At 47.4% G+C, this 26,203-nt stretch carries 23 protein-coding genes and 1 tRNA gene; 20 read left to right on the forward strand and 4 right to left on the reverse strand.

The window, feature by feature from the left end; translation table 11 throughout:
* Positions 1–2: 2 nt before the first annotated feature.
* The 6 genes from ACM64D_RS00090 to polA all read left to right on the forward strand — a co-directional run bounded on the left by ACM64D_RS00090 (position 3) and on the right by polA (position 6,954).
* A complete protein-coding gene (locus ACM64D_RS00090) occupies positions 3–1,109 on the forward strand; it encodes a CpaF family protein (RefSeq protein ID WP_415061137.1) in 1,107 nt (368 codons plus the stop codon).
* Between the two features lie 158 nt (positions 1,110–1,267).
* On the forward strand, positions 1,268–2,260 hold the full coding sequence (locus tag ACM64D_RS00095) for a hypothetical protein (RefSeq protein ID WP_415061138.1): 993 nt from the start codon (positions 1,268–1,270) through the stop codon (positions 2,258–2,260).
* The gene (eno, locus tag ACM64D_RS00100) at positions 2,253–3,521 is read left to right on the forward strand and encodes a phosphopyruvate hydratase (RefSeq protein ID WP_415061139.1); all 1,269 of its coding nucleotides are present in this window, start codon (positions 2,253–2,255) and stop codon (positions 3,519–3,521) included. Before ACM64D_RS00095 ends, eno begins: the two co-directional genes overlap by 8 nt.
* Before the next feature lie 97 nt (positions 3,522–3,618).
* A complete protein-coding gene (locus tag ACM64D_RS00105) occupies positions 3,619–3,924 on the forward strand; it encodes a septum formation initiator family protein (protein WP_415061140.1) in 306 nt (101 codons plus the stop codon).
* Between the two features lie 98 nt (positions 3,925–4,022).
* The gene (locus ACM64D_RS00110) at positions 4,023–4,322 is read left to right on the forward strand and encodes an XRE family transcriptional regulator (RefSeq protein WP_415061141.1); all 300 of its coding nucleotides are present in this window, start codon (positions 4,023–4,025) and stop codon (positions 4,320–4,322) included.
* Between the two features lie 61 nt (positions 4,323–4,383).
* Complete coding sequence (gene polA, locus ACM64D_RS00115; RefSeq protein ID WP_415061142.1) at positions 4,384–6,954, forward strand: DNA polymerase I; 2,571 nt, start codon at positions 4,384–4,386, stop codon at positions 6,952–6,954.
* An 82-nt stretch (positions 6,955–7,036) separates the two neighbouring features.
* Here the strand turns inward: polA and ACM64D_RS00120 are convergent, their stop codons facing one another.
* Positions 7,037–7,444, reverse strand: a complete 408-nt coding sequence (locus ACM64D_RS00120) for a hypothetical protein (protein WP_415061143.1) — start codon at positions 7,442–7,444, stop codon at positions 7,037–7,039.
* A gap of 321 nt (positions 7,445–7,765) precedes the next feature.
* Between ACM64D_RS00120 and ACM64D_RS00125 the strand changes: the two genes are divergently transcribed.
* The 4 genes from ACM64D_RS00125 to ACM64D_RS00140 are packed head-to-tail and all read left to right on the forward strand — an operon-like array spanning position 7,766 to position 10,680.
* On the forward strand, positions 7,766–8,311 hold the full coding sequence (locus tag ACM64D_RS00125; RefSeq protein ID WP_415061144.1) for a hypothetical protein: 546 nt from the start codon (positions 7,766–7,768) through the stop codon (positions 8,309–8,311).
* 12 nt (positions 8,312–8,323) lie between these two features.
* The gene (locus ACM64D_RS00130; protein ID WP_415061145.1) at positions 8,324–8,884 is read left to right on the forward strand and encodes a YceI family protein; all 561 of its coding nucleotides are present in this window, start codon (positions 8,324–8,326) and stop codon (positions 8,882–8,884) included.
* A 7-nt stretch (positions 8,885–8,891) separates the two neighbouring features.
* A complete protein-coding gene (locus ACM64D_RS00135) occupies positions 8,892–9,965 on the forward strand; it encodes a hypothetical protein (protein ID WP_415061146.1) in 1,074 nt (357 codons plus the stop codon).
* On the forward strand, positions 9,934–10,680 hold the full coding sequence (locus ACM64D_RS00140; protein ID WP_415061147.1) for a hypothetical protein: 747 nt from the start codon (positions 9,934–9,936) through the stop codon (positions 10,678–10,680). Before ACM64D_RS00135 ends, ACM64D_RS00140 begins: the two co-directional genes overlap by 32 nt.
* A 3-nt stretch (positions 10,681–10,683) precedes the next feature.
* Here the strand turns inward: ACM64D_RS00140 and ACM64D_RS00145 are convergent, their stop codons facing one another.
* The gene (locus tag ACM64D_RS00145) at positions 10,684–11,496 is read right to left on the reverse strand and encodes a TIGR02147 family protein (RefSeq protein ID WP_415061148.1); all 813 of its coding nucleotides are present in this window, start codon (positions 11,494–11,496) and stop codon (positions 10,684–10,686) included.
* Positions 11,497–11,599: 103 nt separating this feature from the next.
* Between ACM64D_RS00145 and ACM64D_RS00150 the strand changes: the two genes are divergently transcribed.
* Positions 11,600–12,208 carry a hypothetical protein gene (locus ACM64D_RS00150; protein WP_415061149.1) on the forward strand — a complete coding sequence of 203 codons (609 nt, stop codon included), beginning with the start codon at positions 11,600–11,602 and terminating at the stop codon, positions 12,206–12,208.
* A 10-nt stretch (positions 12,209–12,218) separates the two neighbouring features.
* Here ACM64D_RS00150 and ACM64D_RS00155 read toward each other — a convergent pair whose 3' ends face one another.
* On the reverse strand, positions 12,219–12,854 hold the full coding sequence (locus tag ACM64D_RS00155; RefSeq protein ID WP_415061150.1) for a hypothetical protein: 636 nt from the start codon (positions 12,852–12,854) through the stop codon (positions 12,219–12,221).
* A 103-nt stretch (positions 12,855–12,957) separates the two neighbouring features.
* On the opposite strand from ACM64D_RS00155, the gene ACM64D_RS00160 reads away from it, so the two are divergent.
* Positions 12,958–13,935, forward strand: a complete 978-nt coding sequence (locus tag ACM64D_RS00160; RefSeq protein WP_415061151.1) for a flagellar basal body-associated FliL family protein — start codon at positions 12,958–12,960, stop codon at positions 13,933–13,935.
* On the opposite strand, the gene ACM64D_RS00165 is transcribed toward ACM64D_RS00160, so the two are convergent.
* Positions 13,925–15,154: a sigma 54-interacting transcriptional regulator gene (locus ACM64D_RS00165; protein WP_415061152.1), complete on the reverse strand. Its 1,230-nt coding sequence runs from the start codon at positions 15,152–15,154 to the stop codon at positions 13,925–13,927. The two genes, ACM64D_RS00160 and ACM64D_RS00165, sit on opposite strands and share 11 nt — an antisense overlap.
* A 155-nt stretch (positions 15,155–15,309) precedes the next feature.
* On the opposite strand from ACM64D_RS00165, the gene yihA reads away from it, so the two are divergent.
* The 8 genes from yihA to ACM64D_RS00205 all read left to right on the forward strand — a co-directional run bounded on the left by yihA (position 15,310) and on the right by ACM64D_RS00205 (position 26,203).
* Positions 15,310–15,885 (forward strand): ribosome biogenesis GTP-binding protein YihA/YsxC, encoded by a 576-nt coding sequence (yihA, locus tag ACM64D_RS00170; RefSeq protein ID WP_415061153.1) that lies wholly within the window; start codon positions 15,310–15,312, stop codon positions 15,883–15,885.
* The gene (kdsB, locus tag ACM64D_RS00175) at positions 15,882–16,622 is read left to right on the forward strand and encodes a 3-deoxy-manno-octulosonate cytidylyltransferase (protein ID WP_415061154.1); all 741 of its coding nucleotides are present in this window, start codon (positions 15,882–15,884) and stop codon (positions 16,620–16,622) included. The genes yihA and kdsB overlap by 4 nt, the downstream gene beginning before the upstream one ends.
* Positions 16,623–16,678: 56 nt before the next feature.
* Positions 16,679–18,283 (forward strand): CTP synthase, encoded by a 1,605-nt coding sequence (locus ACM64D_RS00180; RefSeq protein WP_415061158.1) that lies wholly within the window; start codon positions 16,679–16,681, stop codon positions 18,281–18,283.
* Positions 18,284–18,299: 16 nt separating this feature from the next.
* Positions 18,300–19,280, forward strand: a complete 981-nt coding sequence (locus tag ACM64D_RS00185; protein ID WP_415061159.1) for a KpsF/GutQ family sugar-phosphate isomerase — start codon at positions 18,300–18,302, stop codon at positions 19,278–19,280.
* A gap of 99 nt (positions 19,281–19,379) precedes the next feature.
* Positions 19,380–22,607: an efflux RND transporter permease subunit gene (locus tag ACM64D_RS00190; RefSeq protein WP_415061155.1), complete on the forward strand. Its 3,228-nt coding sequence runs from the start codon at positions 19,380–19,382 to the stop codon at positions 22,605–22,607.
* Positions 22,608–22,754: 147 nt separating this feature from the next.
* Positions 22,755–23,783, forward strand: coding sequence for a 2-oxoacid:acceptor oxidoreductase family protein (locus tag ACM64D_RS00195; RefSeq protein WP_415061156.1), 1,029 nt, complete (start codon positions 22,755–22,757; stop codon positions 23,781–23,783).
* A 3-nt stretch (positions 23,784–23,786) separates the two neighbouring features.
* Complete coding sequence (locus ACM64D_RS00200; RefSeq protein ID WP_415061157.1) at positions 23,787–26,054, forward strand: thiamine pyrophosphate-dependent enzyme; 2,268 nt, start codon at positions 23,787–23,789, stop codon at positions 26,052–26,054.
* 91 nt (positions 26,055–26,145) lie between these two features.
* Positions 26,146–26,203 (forward strand) — tRNA-Ala (locus ACM64D_RS00205).

The raw sequence follows: 26,203 nt of genomic DNA on the forward strand, positions 1-26,203 counted from the left end.
CCATGTCGGATCAGTCGAACGTTTTCAAACAGACCATTCAGCAGAATTTGGGTCCTGTTTTGAAGTACCTCGATGACAAGGGCGTCTCCGAGATTCTTGTCAATGGACACAAAGAAATTTTCGTAGAGAGAAAGGGAAAGCTTGAACGTGTGGCTGAAACCTTTCCCTCGGAAGATGACTTGCGCGCGGCGGTGAACAGCATCGCACAAAGCGTGGGCCGTCGTATTGACGATGAGTCGCCTCGTTTGGATGCGCGTTTGCCGGATGGTTCGCGTATTGCGGCGGTGATTCCTCCGATGTCCCGCAAGGGCACGACGTTGTCCATTCGTAAATTTACAAATAACAAAATTACTTTTGCTGATTACATTAAGTTTGGCGCGATCACTGAAGATGGCGCGCGCTTTTTGGACATCTGCATGTTCTTGGGAAAAAACATCATCGTGAGTGGGGGGACGGGTTCGGGTAAGACGACCTTGCTGTCCTTGCTGTGTACGCGCATCCCCAAGGGACAGCGTGTGATGGTGATTGAGGACTCCTCCGAGCTACAAGTTGATTACGAGCATGTGGTGATGTTTGAAACTCGCCAGGGTGATCAAAGTGGTAAGGGTGAAGTCACAATTAAAGACCTTTTGAAGAGTGCTCTGCGTTTGCGCCCGGATCGTATTATCGTGGGGGAGGTTCGTTCGAGTGAAGCGATGGAACTTCTGAATGCGATGAATACGGGCCACAAGGGTTGTATGGGCACGGTCCATGCGAATACTCCGGAGGACGCGATTGTGCGTTTGGAGGCTCTGGCTCAAGGGGGCGACGCGAAGATCAGTGAGAAGGCGCTGCGCTCTCAGGTGGTTTCGGCCATCGAAATTATCATTCAAGTTTCTCGTTTTTCTGATGGATCTCGCCGCATTGCCGCAATCAGCGAAGTGCGCGGATTTAATGCGGATGGTTCATACAACGTGGTTCCGATCTTTGAAATGTCTCGATTGACTCGTCGTCCCGATGGAGCTCTGGAAGGAAAACTCCAGGCCACAGGGAACATCCCGCTTTTCATGGACGAAATCATCGACAACAACCTCCCATTCCCCAAATCCAAATTCAACAAAGCCGCCTAAAGAAGGTGCCTGGTGACTTATTCTAACCATGCCGCATTACTATCATAACGCGGCATGGTTAGAATAAGTCACCAGGCACCTTTCTCGTCTTTCTTCTCGGGGGAATATACGTTAAGACTTCCTTCGTGCACTTTAGTTGTAAGATTTCGAACGCAGTTTTGAATATTTTGGAGGACCAGGGTGAAGACCTGACGCCTCTTTATGAGCAGACCCATCTTCCGGTGGAACTGCTTAGGGATTCGTCGTATTGGATCACGGCTCCGGATATGGAGGCCTTTCTTGAGATGGCTCTGCGTTTGCCGCTCAAGCGCGATGGAAATATTTTGCAAAGAGCCGGACATGAAGGACCCACGCTGCGAGCTTGGGGAGTTCTCGACAGCGTTCTACGCATGATGCCTCGCCCGCAAGAGATCTTTAATCAACCGGAACAATTTCTTTCGTATTTTATTTCTCCGAAGCCGCCGATTGAAAATCTTCGTCGCGATGAAGTGAGTATCTCTTTTGATCTTCCCTTGCCTGCGGAGCAATATCCTTTGGTGACGACATATCTGAGGGCGGCGTTTGAGTCTTTGCCGGTCTATGTGGGGCAGCCTCCAGCAATTTGCGAGTGGGAAGGCATCACGATCAAGTTGAACTGGTCGACCCAGCAAAATTCTATTTTTAGCGAAAGCGTCGGTCATCAGGTCAGTCCGGCTTTATTCCAAAGTCTGATTGAGGATTTGCAGCGAACTCAGCGTGAACGTGAAGATTTACAAAAATATGTCGGCGATCTTGAAGAAAAGATCCGTGACTATGAAAAACAAAAAATACAACTGACGGCGCAAGTGGATGCTCCCGTGGAAACGGCAGCCAAAACCACGTTACTTCCTCATGAGGGCTCGTTGTCGCACTTGAGTTTTGATAGTGAATCGCCGGGTTATGTTTTGAATCAGAACTTGGCGCGGATGCATGACTACATGGTCAGAGCCCAGCAGTTGATCACCATGCTGGTGGCTCAAGGAAAGATGACTCCCGCTGTGAAAGAAGCGATGAGACGCGTGGATTGGGAACACGTCAAAGCCCAGTATCCACGCACGGTTTTTGAAAGTATGGAATTAGTAAAAAAAATGAACAATAAAAACTCCGAGAAAGAAGGAAATCATCATGTCTGAAATCGTCGGCCTCGTATCCCGTGAAATCTTGGATAGCCGTGGAAACCCTACGGTGGAAGTAGAAGTGACAACAGCAGAAGGTAATATTGGCCGTGCGGCCGTTCCATCTGGCGCCTCCACCGGAGCACATGAAGCGTGTGAGCTTCGCGATGGTGATAAAAATCGTTATTTGGGTAAAGGCGTCTTCAAAGCTGTTGATAATGTTCGCGAAAAAATCGCTCCTGAAATCATGGGTCTTCAAGTCACTGAGCAAGTTTACATTGATAAGATTTTACGTGAAATCGACGGAACAGAAAATAAATCGAATTTAGGTGCTAACGCGATCCTGGGCGTGTCTTTGGCCGTAGCAAAAGCCGCTGCCGCTGATAGCAAGCTGCCCTTGTATCGTTATGTCGGTGGCTCGCAAGCTTGCCGTTTGCCGGTGCCTTTGATGAACGTTCTTAACGGTGGAGCGCACGCGAACAATGGATTGGATATTCAAGAGTTCATGATCGTGCCAACCGTCAACAACTCCTACGCCGAGTCTTTGAGAGCGGGGGCCGAGATTTTCCATACGTTGAAAAAGATCTTGGCGAAAAAAGGTCTTTCTACGGCGGTCGGTGACGAAGGTGGATTCGCGCCGAAACTGGGTTCTAATCAAGAGGCTTTGGACCTTTTGATGAGTGCGATCGTCGATGCCGGATACGATCCTGGACAGAATGTCTTCCTGGCTTTGGATGTGGCTTCTACGGAAATGTACAAAGACGGCAAGTACGAGTGGCAGGGCGGCCATATTGCAGCATCAGAGCTTTTGGGCATCTATAAATCCTGGGCAGAGAAATATCCTTTGGTTTCTATTGAAGATGGTTTCGCCGAAGATGACTGGGACTCTTGGGTGAAAGCGACGTCCGAATTAGGTTCGACGGTTCAGCTGATTGGTGACGATCTTTTTGTGACCAATCCCAAGCGTTTGCGAATGGGGCTTGAAAAGAAAGCCGGCAATGCCTTGTTGGTGAAAGTAAATCAAATCGGAACATTGACGGAAACATTTGAAGCCGTGAACTTGGCGCAAAGAAATAAATACCGCACGATCATGTCTCATCGCTCTGGCGAAACAGAAGATGTGACGATTGCAGATTTAGCGGTGGCTTTGAATTGTCATCAAATTAAAACAGGCAGCTTGTGCCGTGGTGAGAGAACCGCGAAGTACAACCAACTTCTTCGCATTGAGGAAGACCTTGGTGGCATGGGCTTGTACTGGGACAAAGCGGCCTTCCGATAGTTTTTTCCTTCCAGTCACTGGCATCCACAGAAGATGTCAGTGACTCTGGTCTTCAGTCCTGTAGCCAGCACAAATAAATGAGCGTTAGAATAAACTCATGTCTTACACTCAGTTTGCCGTAGGTCTTCGCCGCTTTTTAAATCAACCCACGAAGGTGGCGATGTGCTGTCTTGTGGTTCTTTCAGTTTCCATTGTTCTTAATGGAAACCTCTTCAGACTCTGGGGCCTTCATCGGGATTTCGATCGCATTAACGCAGAGATTCAGCAGACTCGTGAGAATATTTCCAACCTGTCGGGCCAGTTGAGGCAAGCCAAAGATCCCGCCTTTATTGAGCGCCAGGCTCGCGATAAATTGGATCTGGCGGGAGAGCACGACCTTGTTTTTGTTTTTCCTGAACAATAGGCCTTAGCCCATCGCATTACCTGCTGTCTCCCATGTATAATACGACTAGTATTACTGCTCTAATTGATGCTAATAAGGCAATAAATTTAGAGGTTTATATGGTTGATAATCACACATTAGACTGGAACAAAGAATCTCTTCGCACCCTTCGTCTTCGCTTGGGCTGGAGCCGCTCCGACCTTGCTCATCACTTGCACTGCTCTTCAGAAGAAATTGAATCTTGGGAAGAAGGACACTGTCATATTGAAGTGTCTATCAAAAACGAACTTGAGCTGATTCTTCGGCAAGCCGAGGCTTGCTGTGATGAAGTGAAGTACGCGCCTTTTGCTGAACATCAATGTGATAAAAATGCCTTAGAGCAAATCGATTTTTCTCGCGTCAAAGAAGACTTAGAATAAGCCAGTCATCGACAAGAATGACGGCCCAGTGTAGAGATAAGTTTTGCACTGGGAGACTCAAATGAAAAAACTCTATCTCGTGGACGTCAGTGCCATGTTCTTTCGCGCCTTTTACGCGATCCGGCCGTTGACAGCCCCCTCGGGGCTTCCTGTGAACGCCATTTACGGTTTTCTGTCTATGATCATCAAACTTATGAAGGAAGAAAAGCCCGAGTATTTGGTTTTTTGTTTTGATCGTAAAGAGCCGTCCTTCCGTAAGCAAATGTATGAGGGCTATAAAGCCCATCGCACGGAGATGCCCGAAGATTTAGCCAAACAGGTGCCTTACTTCAAAAAGTTAGCGGATCTCATGGGGATTCCCGCCTTTGAAATCCCTGGTTATGAGGCCGATGATATTATTGGAGGTCTGACCAAGTGGGGACGCCATCACAACATGGAAGTGTTCATCGTCAGTGGCGATAAAGACTTCGGCCAATTGGTGGGTCCGCATGTGTGGCTTTACGATACCATGAAGGACGTACGTTATGATGCTCAAGGTGTCTTTGAAAAATGGGGAGTTCGCCCCGATCAATTCATCGATTATCTGTCCATCGTCGGCGATACCTCTGACAATGTTCCGGGGGTCAAAGGCATCGGTGAAAAGGGAGCGATTAAGCTTTTAGAGCAGTTTAAAACTCTTGAAGATATTTATGAGAACATCGACAAGGTCGAGAGTAAAAGCATTCGCGAAAAGCTAATGGCCTCTAAAGACAATGCTTTTATGTCCAAGAAGCTGGTGACCATCGTAACCGACTTAGCGGTCCCCGAGGACTACGAAGCCTACAGACTGCAACCATTTAAGTCTGAAGAGTTAAAAGAACTTCTACACGAGCTGAACTTTAAATCGTTTGAAAAAAGTCTTTTCGGCACCACAAGCCCAGACGTGGCTCCAGCGCCCGTGAAGAAGGTGCCCCACGAAAGTGGGGCGTCGGCCCAGGCGGAAGAGCCAACTCCGACATTAGTGATTGCTAAAGATGATAAGCATTTTACGGAAAGAACTCTCAACACCCGCGAATTGGCTGAAATTTTGTCAGAGCACCAAACTTTGTGGGGATTCTCAGACCAGCGCGGAGTTTTCGTTGGCACCGAGACAGAAATTTTGGAAGTTTCCGATTCAGAATATCTGGGGAAGTTGACGGACACCTTCCAGGTGCGCTGGCATGGATTTGATTTAAAATCTTTGTGGCATAAGATTGGCGCCAAGACACCGATGGCGGTCTGGGATTCGCAGTTGGCGGCTTATGTGTTGAAGGCGGGTGATACATCCGATTTTGGCAAGATCTATACGCGCTATATGGCCGATGTTTTGCCAGAGATGGCTTCGCCCTCGGCGCTTTATAATGCCCATCGAAATTTAGCAGCGACTCTAACTCAGGAACTAAAGGCGGTGGGAAGTGAAAAGATCTACCAAGAATTAGATCTTCCTCTGGCTCGTGTTCTGTTGTCCATGGAGCGCTTGGGAATTCGTATTGATAAAGAGCTTTTGGCAAAACAAAGTGTCGAGCTCAAGATAGAAATTGAACAGCTTGAAAAGCAGATTCACTCTGAAGCCGGAGAGTCCTTTAACGTGGGAAGCCCCAAACAACTGGGAGTCATCCTGTTTGAAAAGCTGAAGCTTCCTGTCGGTAAAAAAACCAAGACAGGCTATTCGACGGATGAAGAGGTCTTGTTGGGACTTGAGCATCCGATTGCAAAATTGATTTTGCAGTGGCGCGAGCTTGCAAAGCTCAAGTCGACGTATGTTGATGCCTTACCCGAGATGATTGATCCTAAGGACGATCGCGTGCACACCAGCTTCAATCAAGCGTTGACCACCACCGGGCGCCTTTCCAGCACTCAGCCCAACTTGCAGAACATTCCGATTCGTACCGAACGGGGCCAGCAAGTGCGCAAGGCTTTTATTGCTGCTCCTCGTATGAAACTGTTGTCGGTGGACTATTCGCAAATCGAACTTCGCATTTTGGCGCATATTTCGGAAGATCCGAACCTCTGCAAAGCCTTCGCTGAAGATTTAGATATTCACGCTGCCACTGCTGCAGAGATTTACGGCGTGCCTTTAAAAGAAGTGACCTCAGAACTTCGTCGTTCAGCCAAGGCGGTGAACTTTGGAATCGCCTATGGACAAGGAGCTTTTGGTCTTGCTGAGAATCTGGGAATTTCCCGAACCGAAGCGAAGGATATCATCGATCGTTATTTCACTCGTTTTAAAAATGTTCGGGAATATATCGACGGCACTATCAAACAAGCTCATGAAAAGGGTTATGTGGAAACGTTGTTTGGTCGCCGCCGTTATATCGACGAGCTAAAGTCTAAGAATATGGCGCTAAAAAAATTCGGTGAACGAGCTGCTATCAATGCTCCGATTCAAGGGACCGCCAGTGACTTGGTGAAAAAGGCCATGATCGAAGTTTTTGAGAAAGTGCCCGTGCGCATGCTCTTGCAGGTACATGATGAGCTGATTTTCGAAGAGACTGAAGAGAATTTAAAAAAACATGCTTCACATCTTGTGTCGATCATGGAGAACGTGATGAAGCTGCGTGTTCCATTGAAAGTGAACTATGCTATCGGCGACAACTGGGACGAGGCTCATTGATTTTTTTGATAACCAAGCTGTATAAAACGAAAAAGCCACTTCATAAGTGGCTTTTTCGTTTTATACCTTTGAAAGTAAAGTTCTATTCTTTGTGTAAGACGTTGCGAAGTCGTTCTCTGAAGGCTTCGTGACATTTGGTGCAGTTATAAATCATTATTCCATAATTTCTAGAAACCTCTTTCATATTTCTAGCAATGGCAGCTTCTCCAATGGCATTTGCGGCATTGTGGGTTTGAGTATCGTACCATTTGAATCTGAGCACTTCGAGACCGAGTTCTTTTTTTATCATCGCAAGATCGCCAGTGGGTTGTTCGTGATTGTTAACCCAGGCCACGGCGTTTTGAATTACATCATAATCTTCATATAGAATTCCGGATAAAATTCCTTGGGCGTGTCCTCCCATTGTTGCCATGAGCGTTTTTAGGCGGGGCTCTTCCGCATGAACATTGCTAGAGATAATAAGAGTAGCTATAAGAACAAATTTTTTCATAACGCCTCCGAGTTATTGCGCTGGGTGATTAACAAGTTGCTATTTATGCAGCAATGAATATCAATTCTTAGATATTTTTTTCATTGAGAACAGTTGTCTAGGCTGATTGTGATCATAAGGTTCTGAGTGGTGGGCTCTCGGTAGTCACTCGTACTCGAAATAAGAGCACTATGAAGATGTCACTTATGTAATTTTAGTAATGCTAAAATATCTCAATACTAATTTAACAAATTCAAATTGAGTCTTCTTCTCTTTGGGATGATGAATAGAGCATGGAAAGGGCTGTGAAGGCTCTTTCCCACAAACCATAAGGAGAATTCCATGAAAAAGGTATTTGTATCTGTCGCCGTAGTTTTAGCTTCTGTAGCAGCGTTCGCGGGGAAAGTGATTACCCCTATGCATGTCGTAGAAAAGTCCTCCTATCAGCTTGCCGGTCTTGTTAGTAAAGGAAAGATCGATGCTAGCTATCTAACAGATGTCACAACTGTCGAGGTGACTCAAGAGTCTGGCGGATTCCGTGTGAAGATGTATTCTCCCTCTGCCGATGAGAGCAACCCCAATACTCTCGAGATGACCTTTGATCAAGCCGGCAAAGCGACGTCCGCTTCTGCAAACTTTGTTTCTCGTTTCCCGCACGGACCTCTTCTTGATGGCGCCAATGCTGCGACAATTTTGGATCTGGGCGCAGAGGCGATTGTGGACCACCTCAGTGAGTCTGCTGATAATGTAGTGGTCGCGCAAAGTGTTCAATCTGTTGAGATTCAGAAAGAAGCGACGGGCGTTTTGTTCCTAGTGAATCTTAATAACGGACAAACTTACTCTATCCACATGGATCAGGATGGAAAAGTAATCTCTCAAGGCTTCTAAGAAGGGGGCTTTATGAAACGAGCGATTTTTCTCAGTGTTTTATTGGTATCAGGCATTGTGCACGCAGCGACGATCGATTTGCGTGCAAGTTCAGGGAAGATGAAATTTCTTGCTATCGGAAAGCCCGCCATGCTTCGCATTGGTGGAGAAGGCAGCGGCCCTGAGGGTAAGATCGCCATCGATAATAAAAAAGTTTCTGGAGAGCTGAAGGTGGACCTGCGCAGTCTCAACACAGGAATTGATCTTCGTGATGAACACATGAAGAACAAATATCTTGAGGTGGGGTCTTATCCGACGGCGACTTTGACGTTAAATAGTTTTGAATTGGCAAAAGCTCCTGCTGAGATCGAAGGGAAGTTGGATGGTCAGAAGTTCACGGGAACGCTGGCTTTTCACGGAATCTCGAAACCGGTTGAGGGAGTTTTTGATGTTGAGGCTGATGGCAAGAATCTCAATGTCAAAGCAAAGTACTCTGTTAAGTTGTCCGAGTTCAACATTGATATCCCGGCGTATGCGGGGCTGAAGGTTGCCGATAAGGTGGATATTGAGACGTCCTTCACGGTATTAAAGTGAGTTCTTTATGAAATGGATTTCGCTCTTAGTGATATTGTTTGGAACGCGCGCGTGGGCTTTTCCCGAGCTCACGCGTTTTCAGTATAATAATTGTTCGGCCTGCCATGTGTCTCCTTCGGGAGGAGGTCTGTTGACTTCCTACGGGCGCAGTCTGTCTTCAGAGGTGCTGAGCACCTGGGGGACTGAGAAAGAGGCGGGCTTTCTTCATGGAGCCGTGGATCGCGAAACCCTGGAGCAGTGGATTCTGGTCGGGGGCGATATTCGCGGGGTTCAAGTTCACAAAGAAAACGCCGCCGTTAAGACCGGGCGTTTTATCAAAATGCAGGCGGATATGTCCGTCGGCTTTGTCAGGGACCAAGGGGCTTTGGTGCTGACTCTTGGACAATTAGAAGATGAAGTCTGGTACCCCTACGGCACCTCTTATTATGGCATGTGGAAACCGCAAGATGAAGTGTCCCTTCGCGCGGGGCGCTTTGTGCCTCAGTTTGGGGTCTATGGTTTGGAGCATGTTGCTTTTGCGCGGTCCTTTACGGGACTGGGGCTGGGGGCGACTCGAAATGTGGCCGAGGTTCAGTGGACCGGGGAGCAGTGGACATCCAATGTCAGTGTGGCAAAGCAAGTCGAGGTCGATGATCCAGAGACTTCGTACATTCTTCAAGCCCAGTATTTTTTTGCAGATCGCTACAAAGTGGCCCTGAATTATTGGCGCGGGCAGAACGATGGGTTTGATCGAGATCTCTATGGTACTTGGATGATTCTGGGCTTTTCTCCTCGTCTTTATTGGGTCAATGAGTTGGATTGGCAGGATAAAAAAAGTTCCTCCACAACCACTCACAGTTTTGTGACTTATAATAAGTTGGGTTACACCCTTTTTAAGGGTTTTGATGCCTTGATCGTGGGCGAGTATCAGAAGGGTGATGTCAGTGATACCAGCACGGAAGTGAATCGTTATGGTATCGGTTTTCAATTCTATCCTCGTCCTCACTTTGAATTCACCGGGACTTGGACAAAACAAAATTCTTTAGCCCTTGCTGGGCAGGAGGCCGACTATGCGTGGTTTATACTCCATTATTATTTGTAGCTCCGTCCTTTTCTTTTGCGGTTGTAACTACAACGTCGTGAAGGATCCCAATGCTTTGGGAGGGCAAAATGGAAAACAATCGGCTCCTATTAGTGAGTCGGCTTTGATTGATTGGAATCTGATGAAGAGTTCGGTTTTGAGCTCCTGCATGTCTTGTCATGTGGGACATTCCGCGCCAGAGTTGGGAAGTTTGTCGTCAACTCAACAAAATCTCAACACCGTCCGAACCGAGATTCATGCCAACACAATGCCTCCGGCAAAAAACGGTTATGCTCCGTTATCTGATTGTCGCAAAGCAATTTTAGATAGTTGGATTCAGCAGGGGGCGCCCGAGACTTCCACAACCCGCGTGGGAGATTTGGCAGCTTGTAAAGGAGTCGCGGACAATCCGCAAGAAAGTCCCGAGAACACGCCCATTGAGCAGATGCCTTTGAACTATCAGACTTTAATGACCAAGATTCTTCAGCCCAAATGTTTGAAGTGTCACAGTCCAGATTCTGATGATTTGGAAGCAGCGGGATTGTTGTTCTATCCTTACAGTGAAATTACCAAGAGAAGCCGTTTGTGGGCGGGACCTGGAGCAACCAGCAAGATCGTGCGCAGCTTCACTCGTACCGATGGGGAACAGATGCCACCACCTGAGGATAGTGGCCCGTTGACTCCTCAAGAAGTTGAGTTCGTTATTCGTTGGATTGATGCTGGCCGACCTGAATAGGTTCTAGATTTGGAACCAGTCAAAATTCAAGCAAGCCAATTGTTCATCCGGCGAATCTTTGAGTTTATCCACCACATCTTTTAAAAGGTGAGAGAGGCGCTCTCTCACCCATTCATAATCTTCTTTCGACAGTGAGATCACTCCGGAATAATGAAGGTTGTCGAAACTTTTTGTTCCGATGGAATCAATCGCTTTCAAGCGCCAGTGCGTGTGATGCTGTGTGAGCAGCGGTGAATTGAGTTCCAAATGCAGAACGGGCTGGGCCACTTTGAAGAATCCCTTTTCCTGTTTCACCAATCCTCGCGCAACAAGGAAGTCCAGCACTGACATCAGCTTGGCGGGTGGGAGTTGGAAATATTTCTGTAGTCCTTCGATGGTTCTTAACGAGGGATTAAGAAGAGCCATGTGAATGGCCGCATAATGCCAACTGCCGTAGTAAGTGGCTTGATCCTCAAGGGTGAGGCTTTCTTGAATGTTCACGCGCTTTTTAAGAACAGCTTGTTGTTCCCTGCGTTCAGAGATCTGACGACGAAGAAGATTTTCCAGACTCTTGGTTCCCGCTCGTTGGTGCATCACCAGAAGCAGTAGAAATTCGCTTTCCTGTTCGTTCAACCCCATCCAGCGTGCGCTGGCTTCGGCTTGTTCAAGGCTTAAATGATAATCTCCGGATAGGACATGTGTAATAAAGGCGGTCTGACAGGAAATGGCCTCTGCGAGTTGTTTCCGCATACCGCGCCCTTTCTGGGGGGCCTGTTCCATCCAGTCGATGAGGAACTTTTTGTAATCTTTGTACTCGTAAATGGATAATTTCACCATAAGCCCTCACTTTAGCATTGCTAAATTGCGTCTTTGTTTTTTAGTTAATTACAATTGAATGTCAATAGAGGAAAGAGTAGAAGTTTCTCAAGCAGGGGGTTCTATGTCCTCAACAGGTCTTCGTTATAGTCTGATTTTGGCAATGATGTTTTTTGTTTGCACGTCTCAAGCGCGTCCCTTCTTTCGCGAAGGCGGAGTCAGCGGCGGGGGTGGAAACGTGATCAATCCCACGCCTCCAAATGAAGCTTTGGACGGAGAAACTGCTGAAGAGATTGTGAAGGCCTCGTTCAAATATGTGCATATCTATCTTCAAGACAAAGCCTCTCAATATCAGAATAATGAGATGAGTCCTGCTGATCAAAATCTGTATGCAAAGATTTTCGAAGGGAACAATAATATCATCAACGCCGTGGGAACGATTCGTCCCAAGGTTGAAGATGAAAGACCTTGTTTTGACTTTGCCTCAAAGCCCGTGGATGCCAGTGTTGTCAGTCGAAAACCCAACACCTTCTGTGTGAGTGCATTTTCTCTAGGACAAAAAGTCATTCACAGTGAAATTCCTATTCAGTCCACAGCATTGATGATTCACGAATATAGTGAGCTTATTGGGTTGTCAGAAGATGAGGCTGTAATATTCCAAACCAAGGCGTTGGAAGATCTAAAAACGATGGAGCTTCCTCCGTTAGAAATTTCCGAAGACGATCATCATTAATAGGGGGAGACTATTCCGTCTCCCAGCCCACGACTCTTCCGCCTTCAAAATAAACGAAGCGTGTTTCTTGGCGATACCCTTGAGAAGTTGAAACAAAACGCTGGTACTTCCAGCGTTCGTTTTTGTAGATAGGGTTTCCTGAAACTTCGACACTCAGAGGTTCTCCCCAAGAACGGCGAACATACTCTTGCGGCATTCCCACAGCAATATCCTGAGCTTCAATAAGCCCTTTCATATCTTCTTGTGGTGCTTGGGCGCGCGACCAGATATTTTTTCGATTGATCCACTGTTGACGCCCTTCAATCGTGGGCACCGAGAGGAATTCAATTTTTTCATCATCGTTCTTCAGCCATGAAATGACTTTGGAGTACTGCTCGCGCTCTTTTTTGGAGCTGAGGGAGCGTTCCAGTTCTTTGACCTTTTGGCGCGAACGGATTTCTTGAAGGTCTTGAGGGCTCAAGGAGGCGGGGTCCTTACCGAGCTCGTAGGCAGTTTGACGGGTCATTTTGTCATAGCTGCCGGTGCGGCTTGTTTGGTCGGTGTACTGGATTTCGTCTCCATAGCCGCTTCCTGAGGATCTTCTTTGAAACTGTGAGCAACCAGAAACCAGCAAAGCGACGAAAAGAGCAAGAAAATAGGCTTTCATCAAAAAACTCCTAGCACTTTATACTAGCCGATGGACGTCTGATTATAAATTGTTCTTGCGACGTATTTGGTTCTTTTCTTACAATCGTCTTGGGAGACATGACTTGGTAGACAACGAGGGTACGACCAAAGTAGAGGAAGAAATGAAGGAGGGGGCGCCCGAAGGGGAGGCTGAGGAGCTATTATCCTTAGAATCTTTGGACTCTATCATTTCTAGTGAGGATCCGGAATTTGCGGATTCTTTGACTCAAATTGGTCATGATGAACCGATCGAGATCTACAATGAGGGTTTGGATCTTGAGTACACCTTGGAAGCCGAGATCAAACTGTGGTCTGAGGCGACGGGGGCACGGAAAAAGCTTCTTAAAATTTTCCCTTTCCTTCCTAAAATTTCCTACAAAGTCAGGATGAAGCGCACCACTTTCCGATTGAGCTCGCGAAAGTGGAAAGAGCAAGCTATTTACCGCATCAAGAACGCAGGCCCTTTGCTGTTAAGATATTTGGGGGAACAGGCTGCAAAATCAAAAGCCAAGATCGGTGTTGGTTTTGATGCTTTTAAAGCCTTCAGCGTCGTAAAAAAGCTTTCGTTTGTAGGTTTAATTGGCGCGACAGGAGCTGCTGGATATCTGTTCTACCGCTTGGGAACTCATGGCCTGATGCCTCAGGACGGCGACCTTTTTATCGGCTCCATGGCGGATTGGTCTCAAAATAAATATCAATATGACCCCAAGAATGAAATGGAATCTTTTTACGAGTCTACCAGAACAGCTCAGAATGTTCTGTTGATGAAGAAGATGGTTGTGAATTTGCGTCGCTCTTCCGAGTCAGGTCAAAACCCGATGGGGGCTTTCGAATTTTATGTGGAAGGCACGGCCTCTGAAGTTGTTGTGGAAATCAAAGACCGTGAGCCTGAAGTTGAAGATTTGTTCCTAAGGACGATCGAAGAAATGACATTCGATCAGGTTTCCTCGGGGGAGGGGAAAAGACTTCTTTGCGATCGTTTGCGCAAAGAAGTGAATAAAGTTTTGACCAAGGGTTACGTTCGACGCGTTTTCATCAAGACCGCCATCATTAAACCTTAAATCCTGAAATATCGATGTTGTAGTACTTCAAGCGATCATGGAGAGTGCTCTTGGGCATTCCTAAATCTCGAGCCGTGCGACGTTGATTGCCCCGATTGGCGGTGAGTCGTTTTAAAATCATCTGCTTTTCAATCTCTTTGATGACCGGAATATTTGTTGTGGCATCGTCGTCATGCTTTTCTAAAAGTGTTCGATCCAGAAGTTTTTCAACATGAGTTTCGGTGATCTGCTCACGAGGATAAATAGCCGCCGCACGACTTACGAGGTTTTTTAACTCACGAATATTACCCGGCCATGGATGTTTTTTGAGGCGAGCCAAAGCTCCAAAGGAAAAACGAACTTTCATTTTGCGTGCAAAGCTGTAGATCAGTTCCTCAAAGTCTTCCATGCGATACATCAAAGCAGGAGGCGTGACGGTTAAAACGTTCAGACGGAAATACAGGTCAGAACGAAACGCACCCTCTTTGATTTTTTCAGTCAGATTTTGGTGGGTGGCGGCAATGATACGGACATCTGTTTTGACATTGCGGTCGGAACCTACGGGACGAATTTCATTGTTCTCAAGAGCGCGAAGAAGTTTCGCCTGCAAGCTGTAAGACAGATCGCCAATTTCGTCTAAGAACAGAGTGCCTCCGCGGGCGGCTTCGAACGCTCCTTTACGATCGTTGATGGCACCAGTGAAGCTGCCCTTGACGTGACCGAAAAGCTCACTTTCGATCAAGGTTTCGCTTAAAGCACTGCAGTTGACGCTGACCAAAGGCCCTTTGGAACGAAGGCTGCAGTCATGCAGGGACTGCGCAATGACGTCTTTCCCTGTTCCTGAGGGGCCGAGGATCAATACGGGGAAATCTGTTTTAGCGACGTTTCCCAGGGACTGAAGTTCTTGATTCCAAACTTCGTTGCGACTTTTGAGCGGAAAGTTGGTTTCGGATTCAAGTTTCGCCAAGAAGATAAGCTCTTGGCTGCCAATGCGGATGATGTCGCCATCCTGAAGATAGGCCTCCATCACGCGGGCATCGTTGACGAAGGTGCCAAGGCCTGATCTCAGGTCTCGAATCAAGTAGGCATCGTCTTTTCTTTCGATTCGGGCGTGGCGTTCGGAGATTTGAGGTCCTTCAAGGTGAATCTGGCAATGGGTGTCTTTGCCGAGGGTCATAAACTCGGTAAGGGGAAGAGTTCTCGTGTTTTCGCTTAGAATCTTTAGAAAGGGTTGGTTCATTTGTGCCTCCTGTTATGGCAGATCCCTTATTCAAGGGTTTTGCCCGGCCTAAATCGAATTAAACGGGGGAGGACGGATTTCGACTCGCCAGATTATTGAGGCAGAGACTTACGTCTCAGAATTGAGAAAAGAGGGCGGCTCTGGTAGCCTATGTTATGCCTAAAACCATTCAGTTTATTAAAAGTGCCGTTCTGGCAAAAGACTATCCCCTTAACAAACTTGCCGAAGTGGCCATCGCGGGTCGCTCTAACGCCGGAAAATCTTCTTTCATCAATGCTCTGTCGAAAGGGAAGGTCGCAAAGGTCAGTTCCACTCCTGGTAAAACTCGTCTGTTGAACTTCTTTAATATGGAAGATTCATACGTTTTGGTGGATATGCCGGGCTACGGTTTCGCGGCTCGTTCTGGGGATGAAATGACCGAGTGGCATCAGATGATTGAAACTTATCTGATGACCCGTGAAAACTTGGTGGGTTTGATTTTAGTGATGGATATTCGTCGTTCATGGACTCCCGATGAAGAGCTTTTGAAGAAGTTCTCTGATCAACGAGGCTTTCCTTTGGCGGTGGTGTTGACGAAAGCCGATAAAATGTCGCGCAGCCAGATGTTGCAGGCGGTGGCGAAAGTCAAAAAGACATCAGGGTTAAGCGCGGTCTTCCCGGTCTCTTCGATGAAAAAAGAAGGGCAGGACGAAGTGGAAGAATACGTCTATGAAAACTGGGTGAAAGCATGAAGATTCTCGGAGTTATTCCTGCGCGCTATGGGTCCACTCGCTTTCCAGGAAAGCCACTAGTGAATCTCCAAGGTCGTCCTCTGATTCAGTGGACGATTGAAGGCGCCAAGAAATCAAAACTCCTCAGTGACGTCATTGTTGCCACCGATGACGAGCGTATTAAGGCGGCGGCAGAAGCGGTCGGAGTTAAAGTGGCGATGACCCCCAGCGATCTTCCCACCGGCAGTGATCGCATCCATGCGGCAATTAAAAATTTAGAGTGTGAGGTCGTCGTCAATATTCAAGGGGATGAACCCCTGGTTACGGGTGAGCTGATAGATCGTTTGGCGCAAGTTTTTATCGACGAGCCCCGTATGGATATGGCGACGCTGGCCCATCCGATCACAGAAGAAGACCTGCAGTCCCCCAATGCCGTTAAAGTTGTGATGAACCATAAAGACGAAGCTTTGTATTTTAGTCGCTATGCGATTCCTTATTCGCGTAGCAAGGCTTCTGAGATGGGCACCTACGAAGGATGCCTTAAGCATATTGGCATGTATGCGTATTCGAAATCATTTTTAAAACAGTTCTGTGAAGCTCCACCGGCCCTCATCGAAAAAGCCGAGAGCCTGGAGCAACTCAGAGCTTTGTATTTAGGTGCAAAAATCAAAGTAATCAGAGTCAAGGAAGCCAGTCTCGGGGTGGATACTCCCGAAGATTTGGTGAGACTCGAAAAACTCTTAAGTCAGGGGATGTAATGGCGAAGAGAAAGACAACAACGAAGGTGTCGACAGCGAAGTCGACGAAGAAGGCTTTGAAACAAAAATTTATCTTTGTCACGGGGGGCGTGGTCTCGTCGATCGGCAAAGGTTTGACTGCGGCAAGTTTAGGGGCGCTGCTTGAGGCGCGTGGTCATCGTGTGACCATTATGAAGTTTGACCCTTACTTGAACGTGGACCCAGGCACGATGTCTCCGTTTCAGCACGGGGAAGTGTATGTGACTGAGGACGGAGCTGAGACAGATTTAGATTTGGGCCACTATGAGCGATTCACCTCGGCGCTCATGAATCGTTCGAACTCTGTTTCGACGGGACAAATCTATGACACCGTTTTGGCTCGTGAAAGACGGGGCGATTATTTAGGTGGAACGGTGCAGGTGATTCCTCATATCACTGAAGAAATCAAAGCACGTATCTATGAGGCCGCTCAAGGCAGTGAAATCATCCTGGTGGAAATTGGCGGGACCGTCGGGGATATCGAGAGTCAGCCCTTCTTGGAAGCCATTCGTCAGATGCGTTTGGATGTGGGACAAGAAAATTCCGTTCTTTTGCATGTGACTTATGTTCCTTATATTGCCGCCGCTGGAGAGCTTAAATCAAAACCGACTCAGCACTCGGTGAAAGAGTTGCGTGAGATCGGCTTGCAGCCAGATTTCCTGGTTTGTCGCAGTGAAAAAGTCATTGATGATAATTTGAAAGCCAAGATTGCCTTGTTTTGTTCAGTGAAAACTGAAAACGTGATTGCGGCGCAAGACAGTCGGTTTATTTATGAAGTGCCTTTGGCTTTGAATAAAGAAAAGCTGGATGAACTGATTGTTTCCCGTTTGGGGCTTTCACCTGGAAAACCTAATTTGAAGGGTTGGCAGAATCTGGTGAAGGTTCTTGAGAACCCGGCTCACACCGTGAAAATCGGAGTTGTGGGTAAGTATGTGGACTTGAAAGAGTCGTACAAATCTTTGCATGAAGCCTTGGTTCATGGCGGTATTGCGAACAACTCCCGCGTTGAAATCATCTATGTGGATTCTGAAAAAGTAACGGATAAAACAGTTCATCAGCTTTTGGGAAAAGTCGATGGTATTTTGGTGCCGGGCGGTTTCGGCACCCGAGGCGTGGAAGGCAAAATCACGGCGATCAAATATGCCCGTGAAAAAAGAGTTCCCTTCTTTGGAATCTGTTTTGGAATGCAGCTTTCCGCGATTGAGTTTGCGCGCAACGTATGCGGAATCAAAGATGCGACCAGCCGTGAATTCCATGCGGAAAACAAACGCAGCGGTAATTTTGTGATCGACTCGATGGTCGAACAAAGAGGTTTGGTGAACAAAGGGGGTACAATGCGCTTGGGGGCTTTCCCATGTGCTTTAGTGTCAGGCACCCGGGCTCACCAGGTGTATAAGGCCAATTCGATCATGGAACGTCATCGTCATCGCTTTGAATTTAATAATAAGTATAAAGCTTTGTTTGAAAAGAATGGCATGGTTGCTTCGGGAATCTGTAAAGAGCGTGATCTTGTCGAAATTGTCGAGCTTCCGGATCATCCTTGGTTTGTCGGGGTGCAGTTCCATCCCGAATTTAAATCCAAACCCTTGGCTCCACATCCGCTCTTTGTGCATTTTGTGAAAGCCAGTTTGAAGAAGAAGTAAGAAAGGTCCTAAAGTGATGTCGAAAATAGTGCAACAAGGTCTTAGAGTCCTCGAGGTCGAAGCTCAAGCGATTATGGGAATGCGCGAACGCATCGGTGCGGAGTTTGAGCAGGTTGTGAATATGATCAAAGCCTGTGACGGGAAGTTGATTCTGACCGGCATGGGAAAGTCAGGACAGATCGCGCGAAAGTTGGCGAGCACTTTTTCTTCAACGGGGACGCCGGCGGTGTTTCTTCATCCGGCAGAAAGTTCCCATGGTGATCTGGGAGTCGTTGAGAACAACGATGTTGTGATTGCCATTTCTTATGGCGGAGAGTCCCCGGAGTTTGCTGGAATTCTGAAGTTTGTCGCTAGAAAAGGAATTCCCTTGATCGCGATCACAGGGAAGCCCACGTCGTCTTTAGCAAAAGCGGCGCAAGTGACTTTGAACGTGCATGTTTCCGAAGAGGCTTGTCCTTTGGGATTGGCTCCGACGGCCAGCAGTACCGCGACCCTGGCGATGGGTGATGCTATCGCCATGGCGGTGATGGCAGAAAAAGGATTTAGCTCTGAAGATTTCGCGCAATTTCACCCCGGAGGAAGTCTTGGCTATCGTCTTTTGACGATTGTAAAAGATGTTATGCATACTGGGGAGGCTTTGCCCACGGTGGGACTTGAAACACCCATTCGCGAAGTCTTTTCGATTATGACTCACAAGGATGTCCGTGGCGCTGCGGGCGTGGTAGACGATAAGGGAGATCTTGTCGGAGTCATCACTGACGGTCAAATTCGTCGTCGGCTTGAAAAAAGCAGTGATCCTTTAACAGGGGTTGCAAAGGATTTGATGACCATCAATCCGCGCACAATCGATGCTCACGAACTGGCTGAAAAAGCTTTATTTGTTATGGAGCAGTTTCAGATCAATATGCTATTTGTTTTAGACAAAGAGTCTTCTCATCCTAAGAAGCCGGTCGGCATCTTACACGTTCAAGATCTTTTGCGAGCCCGAGTGCGCTAAAGGGTGCTATCCATCAGGGGGTTTCATGTGTCTTGCCAAGGACATGGACTCCCTCTCCCGTGAATTTTTAATCGCTAGTAAAATGTCGGAGGAGGCAAAATGCGCATCTCCGACGTGTCAATTCGTAACGCCGTTTTCTCATGGATGTTGTTTGCAGCATTCATTATTTTCGGTTTTATATCTTTTATGCGTCTTGGGGTCAGTCAGTTACCAGATGTGGATTTTCCCGTCGTGAATGTGGCGTTGACCCTTCAGGGGGCGGCTCCGGAAATCATGGAAACCAGTGTGGTAGATCCGGTGGAGGATGCGCTTTCTTCGGTGGAAGGGGTGGAGCGCATCAGTTCGGTGAGTAAAACGGGAATCTCGAATATCACCATTGAATTTGCGTTGGATAGAAATATCGATGTGGCCCTGCAAGAGGTGCAAACCAAGGTGGCGCAAGCCCAGCGACTTCTGCCTACCAATGTGGATCCTCCAGTCATCACCAAAACCAATCCTGATGATCAGCCGATTATTTGGCTGGCTTTGACGTATGAAAAGGCCGATCCGTATTTTCTAATGACTTATGCCAAGGACTATCTGAAAAACTATTTCACCACAGTTCCTGGTGTGGGAGACATTCTGTTGGGCGGCTATACGGCCCCGGCGATGCGGGTGTGGTTGAATTCGAAAAAGCTTCTACAAAAAAATATGGCGGTTGGCGATGTTCTTCAATCAATCAATTCCCAACATGCTGAAGTTCCAGGTGGATTCATTCAAAATAAAGAAAGTTCTTTTAATGTCAGAACTTTGGGGGAATTTATCGATGCCAAGGGTTTTGATGACATGATCATCAACCGTCGGGCCGGAATGACCATTCAAGATCCCTTGAATGTCGTGCGTTTGAAGGAAGTGGGCTATGCTGAAGAGTCCCTCGCTGAAGTCTATCGGCTTTCTCGCTTTGATGGAGTGCAGGCTTTGGGCTTGGGGATTAAAAAGCAGTTAGGGGCCAATGCGGTGGCGGTGGCCCAGGGCGTGAAACAACGAATGCAGGAGATTCAATCTCAACTTCCTCCGGGTATGAAGTTGCAGATCAACTTTGATTCTTCTCGCTACATCGAACAGGCTGTCTCTGAAATGATCAAGCATCTGACTTTGGCCGTTCTTTTGACGGCGTTGGTCTGTTGGGTGTTTTTGGGAAGTTTTACCGCCACTGTGAACGTGCTCTTGGCGATTCCGACTTCGATCATGGGAGCTTTTATTGGCATCTACTTTTTTGGTTTTACGCTCAATACATTCACCCTCTTGGGGCTGACATTGGCTATTGGTATCGTTGTCGACGATGCGATCATGGTTCTAGAAAATATATTCAGATATAACGAAAAGGGCTATGGCCCGATTGAGTCTTCAATACTGGGCGCTCGGGAAATCACCTTTGCCGCGTTGGCGGCGACGATCGCCATCATTGCCATCTTTTTGCCCGTGGCTTTTATGAAGGGAGTGATTGGACGATTCTTCCTTCAATATGGAGTGACCATCTCGCTGGCCGTTGCTTTGTCTTTGTTGGAGTCTTTGACCATCACTCCGATGCGCTGTTCAAGCTTTGTCCATCCAGGGGAAAGAACGACTCGGTTGGGAAGGATGTTTGAAGGGGTTATGGAAGCCTGGAGAAATTTTTATTCGCGCACGTTGAGTTGGACTTTAAGACATCGTTGGAAGGTTTTACTAGGGTCTGTCGTGTTCGTGGGGGCCTCATTTTTTTCTCTCAGTTTTTTAAATAAAGAGCTGACCCCAACACAAGATCAGGGGCTGTTCATTTTGCGATTGATGCTTCCTGTAGGGGCTTCGTTGGCAAGTACGGATGAAAAAGCTAAAGAGATTGAAAAGTGGTTGAGGGCGCGCCCCGAGTTGTCACATCTCTATGTGGCCGTAGGCGGATTGGGTTCTGCTGGTGGCAGTGACGCGAATACCGGAATGATGTTTGTGACTTTAAAAGATCAAGGACAACGAGGAATTGATCCGAAGTTGGGAAAGGAACTTTCTCAGCAGGAGTTCATGGGGGTTGCTCGAACGGAGTTGGGAAAGCTTGAAGGCGTCAAAGTTTTTATGTTGGATCTTTCCAGTCGGGGATTTTCAACCGGAAGAGGTTATCCGGTTGAGTTTATTTTGCAGGGGCCGGAGTGGAATAAGTTGGCCGAACTTAATGAGAGAATGAAAAAAGAGATGCGGAATTCAGATTTGATGGTGGACGTGGATTCAGATTACCTGGAAGGAATGCCAGAAATACGCATTGTCCCTGATCGAGATAACGCCGCGATGAGAGGCGTGAGCATCGACAACATCGGCAACACCGTTCAGGCCTTGATCGGAGGAGTGAAAAATGGACAGTACACGAAGGGAGGGCATCGTTACGACATCTACGTTCAACTTGAAAAACGTCCCGAGCCCCGTGAAGAGTTTAAAGATCTTCTGATTGCCAATGATCGCAACAACCTCATTCCTCTTTCTAGTGTCAGTAAGCTTGAGCAAAAACCAAGTTTGCAACAAATTACCCGTGTGGATCGACAGCGGGCGATCTCAATTTACGCCAATCTCAAGCCGGGGGCTTCTCAAGAAAAAGCGCTTCAATTTATTCAAGACAAGGCCCGGTCTTTGTTGCCTCCGACATACACGGTTGCACAATCGGGCTCTGCCAAAACTTTTCAGGAGTCCTTCAACAGTCTTCTTTTTGCTTTGTTTTTAGGAGTTTTGATTGCCTATATGGTTTTGGCGACACAGTTTAATTCTTTTTTGGATCCTCTCACGGTTTTAATGGCTCTGCCCTTTAGTTTTAGTGGAGCTTTTTTTGCGCTGGTCTTAATGAGGCAAAGTATCAATATGTACTCAATGATCGGGGTTCTGTTGTTGATGGGTATTGTGAAGAAGAATTCGATCCTATTGATTGATTTCACCAATGCGGTTCGTGATCGCGATAAAGTGGGGGCCGATGAGGCTTTGAAGCAAGCCTGTCCTGTGCGTCTTCGTCCCATTATTATGACCTCGTTTGCGACCATGGCCGCCGCAGTCCCTTCTGCTTTGGCCACGGGGGCAGGATCAGAGACCTTTAAGCCGATGGCCATCACACTGATTGGCGGTGTTTTTGTTTCGACCTTGCTCACCCTTTACGTTGTTCCGGCGACGTACTCCCTGGTGGATCGTTTTAGAAAACGGGATGTTCGAAAAAAGGATGTCCAACATGCTTTTGAGGTGGTGGGGGAGCGTATGGGCATTAGCTTTCAAAAGATGCCGGATTTTATCGAAGAGGAAGAAAAGAAAGAGCCTAAAAACCCTCGAGAAATTGAAAAGTAAAAAAGGTGTCAGTCTCACATTGTCTTACCCGGTGCTGGTCCCTCGGAGGATATTGTGGAACCCCACAAACTCGTAGTCCTAAATTGGACTGCAACAAGACTTGGCAAAAGGGGGCCTCTGGTGGTGTGATACTGAGGGAGGCCCACCATGTGGATCTTTGGTCGGAAATCAAAAGAAGAACCTATTTACGCCCGCAAAACCGTCAGTATTCGTATGGAAGCCATTGGCGGGCAAGGGGCGAACTCGGCAGGAAAAATATTTGCTGAGGCCGCTGTTCTGGGGATGGGTTATACTGGAAATCATTTCTCTAGCTTTGGATCTGAAAAAAAGGGAACGCCGGTAAAGTCGTTCGTCCGTTTTTCAACGGAAGGCAAAGTCATTCGCACGGCTTCGTTTATCAAGCACCCCGATGTGCTTGTGATATTTCATGAGTCGCTTTTGCAGACTCATCCCGAATGCCTTGAGGGCATTACCGCTCATACTGATCTTCTTATCAATTCGACCAAAAGCCCCGATGAAATTCAATTCCCCTTAGGTTTTAAGGTTCGAAAATTCGCCACAATTGATGCCACCACGTTGGCTTTGAAGCATGAGTGTGGTTTGAACGCAATTATGCTTGGAGCCATTACAAAGTTTTGTCCTGAGGTCTCTAGCGATCTTTTGTTAAAGACCTTCTTGCGTTTCTTCTCTCATTTGCCAGAACAGGTACAAAAGCACAATGCCGAGGGTTATGAGGCGGGGGTAAAGAAAACCAAAGAGTATCTTTTTGAAGATTCTCAAGCCAGTGTCGATCGTCCTCCCGAGGTTCTTCCTCGGATGGGGTGGGAGAATGCTCCGTTGGGTGGCCTCATTGTGAATCCAGGGAATACCATCCTTAAAGATAACAGTGCCAGTCGCAAAGGTCTTCTTCCGCGCTTTCTTTCAGAGATTTGTTTTAATTGCGGCTACTGTGACATGGTCTGCCCTGATTATTGTTTTGTCTGGAAAATCGATCCCGAAAAAAAACAGGCACCACAACTTCAAGGCATTGACTATCAATACTGCAAAGGATGTCAGAAGTGTGTGGTGGCTTGTCCGGTGCAGGCCTTGGTCACAGTCCCCGAAGGGGAACTGACAGAGGAAGAAAAGAGCCAACATCTTTTTCCACAGATTCATTCAAAAACGCAGAGAGACTAGATTATGAAAGCAGAACAACTTGATCGTTTTATGACGGGCAATGAATTGGCAGCCGAGGCAGCCAAGGCGATTCAATTTCACTTCATGGGTTATTATCCCATCACTCCTTCGACGGAAATTGCGCAGATCATTGATCGCATGAAAGCCAAAGGGGAAGTGTCGACAGTTCTTTTGCCGGCGGACGGGGAGCATGGGGCGGCGGGCGCTTGTTTCGGTGCTACGACGGGCGGAGCTCGTGTTTTAAATGCAACAAGTGCCAATGGTTTTTTATACAGCCTTGAGCAACTGCCAGTTCAGGCTGGCAGTCGTTTACCCATGGTGTTGAACTTAGTCACGCGTTCAGTGAGTGGTCCTTTAGATATTCGCTGTGATCATTCGGATTTAATGTACGCCCTGCAAACGGGTTGGATTATTTTGATGGCGTCGACTCCGCAGGCTGTTTATGACATGAACATTATGGCTGTAAAGTTAGGGGAGCATCCCGAGGTCCGGCTTCCCGTGATGGTGGTGAGTGATGGTTTCTTTACCAGTCATCAACGACAATCGGCGAAGATCTTTAAAGACGCCAAAGTGGTGCAAGACTTTATCGGTGAAAGAAAAGACACCTTTTCAACTTTGAATCCCCGTCAGCCTGTGACGGTGGGTCCATATATGAATGATCCGGATCTAATCAATAATAAATTCCAACTTCATCAAGCGCATGAGGCGGCAGCCCAAGTTTATAAACAGATCGCCGCTGAGTTTGAAGATTTGAGTGGACGCAGTTATCCCGCCTTAGAGACCTATCAAATGGAAGACGCAACAGCCGCACTCTTTTTGTTGAATTCGGCTGCGGAAACGTCCAAGGATGTCATTGACCAGGCTCGTGTTGATGGAAAAAAGGTCGGAGTTCTTCGCCCGAACCTGCTTCGTCCTTTCCCCGCAGAAGACCTTAAGGTGGCGACACAAAAGGTGTCATCGGTTCTCATCGGTGAAAGAAGCGATACTCCGGGCTCTGCCGGAGGACCGTTGAGTCATGAGGTGCGAGCGACTTTATTGGCGGATCCTTCTTGTAAAGTGATCACCTTGAGTCGCATCTATGGACTTGGTGGCAAGGACTTCCGTGAAGAAGGCGCTGCTCTTTTTATTGAGGAAGCTTTATCTGCTATTGCGAGTCCTCGCTCTGTTCCTTCTTTTGGTTTTTTAGGGACAGAGGCTGGAAGTAAAAAAAATCTGCCTCCTCAAGTCTTGCCACCGTTATCTCGAGAAGAAATGAGTCAGGGCTTGACCCAAGTTGAAGTCGTGAAAAGTGAGGGAAAGAATTCTCCCCTGAAAGTCACGGTGGCGGATCCAAGTCTTTTGGTGGCTCGTCCCAAAAGGATCGCTCCGGGGCATGGGGCTTGTCCGGGGTGTGGAATTTTCTCTGGTTTGGATCAGTTTTTTAAAGGCATTGAAGGGGACGTCGTGGTTCTTTATCACACCGGCTGCGCCATGGTGGTGACGACAGATTATCCTTTCAGTGCGCATCGTGTGACCTACCTTCACAATCTTTTTCAAAATGGGGCTCCGACCTTGTCGGGACTGGTGGAAGTTTTCTATGAGAAAAAACGCCGTGGGGAAATTGCCATCGGGGAGGATATCACTTTTGTGATGATCACAGGTGATGGAGGAATGGACATCGGTATGGGGCCGACGATTGGCACGGCCTTACGCAATCATAAGATGATTATTCTGGAGTATGACAACCAAGGATATATGAATACGGGCGGGCAGCTTAGCTACACCACGCCCTTCGGCAAAGAAACTGTCACCAGCCATATTGGGAAAACGTCCTTTGGTAAATCCTTTCATCATAAAGACACAGTGGCGATTATGGCGGCGACCGGAATTTCCTACGTATTCACGGCGATTGAGTCCTATGGAACGGATCTTGTTGCCAAGGCGGCGAAGGCTCAATGGTATGCCAAAAATGAAGGCCTGGTGTTTGGCAAAATTCTGATCAGTTGTCCCTTGAATTGGGCCTCAGAGGAAAAGTACGGGCAAGAGATCTTGCAAAAAGCCGCGGACTCCTGCTTCTTTCCTCTTTATGAGGTGGAGCATGGATTGACTCGGTTAAGCTATGATCCTGAAAAAGAGGGGCGCAAGATTCCTTTAAAAGCGTGGTTGGAGATGATGGGGAAATCCAAACATCTTTTAAAGCCGGAATACTCAGAGGCGCTGGAGGCTTTTCAACAAGAAGTGGATCGTCGATGGAGTCGTCTGAAGGCTCGTTCTGAACATCCCTTGCTTTAGAGATATCTTCATGCGTCGTGTTGATGAACTAATTCTGGAAATTTGAAAACCATTTTAGCATAATGGTTTTCTCAGTAAGACGTGGGGCTGTAGCTCAGCTGGGAGAGCGCAACGCTGGCAGTGTTGAGGTCGTCGGTTCGATCCCGATC

It is taken from the genome of Bdellovibrio sp. (assembly GCF_047637665.1).
Lineage (GTDB): Bacteria > Bdellovibrionota > Bdellovibrionia > Bdellovibrionales > Bdellovibrionaceae > Bdellovibrio.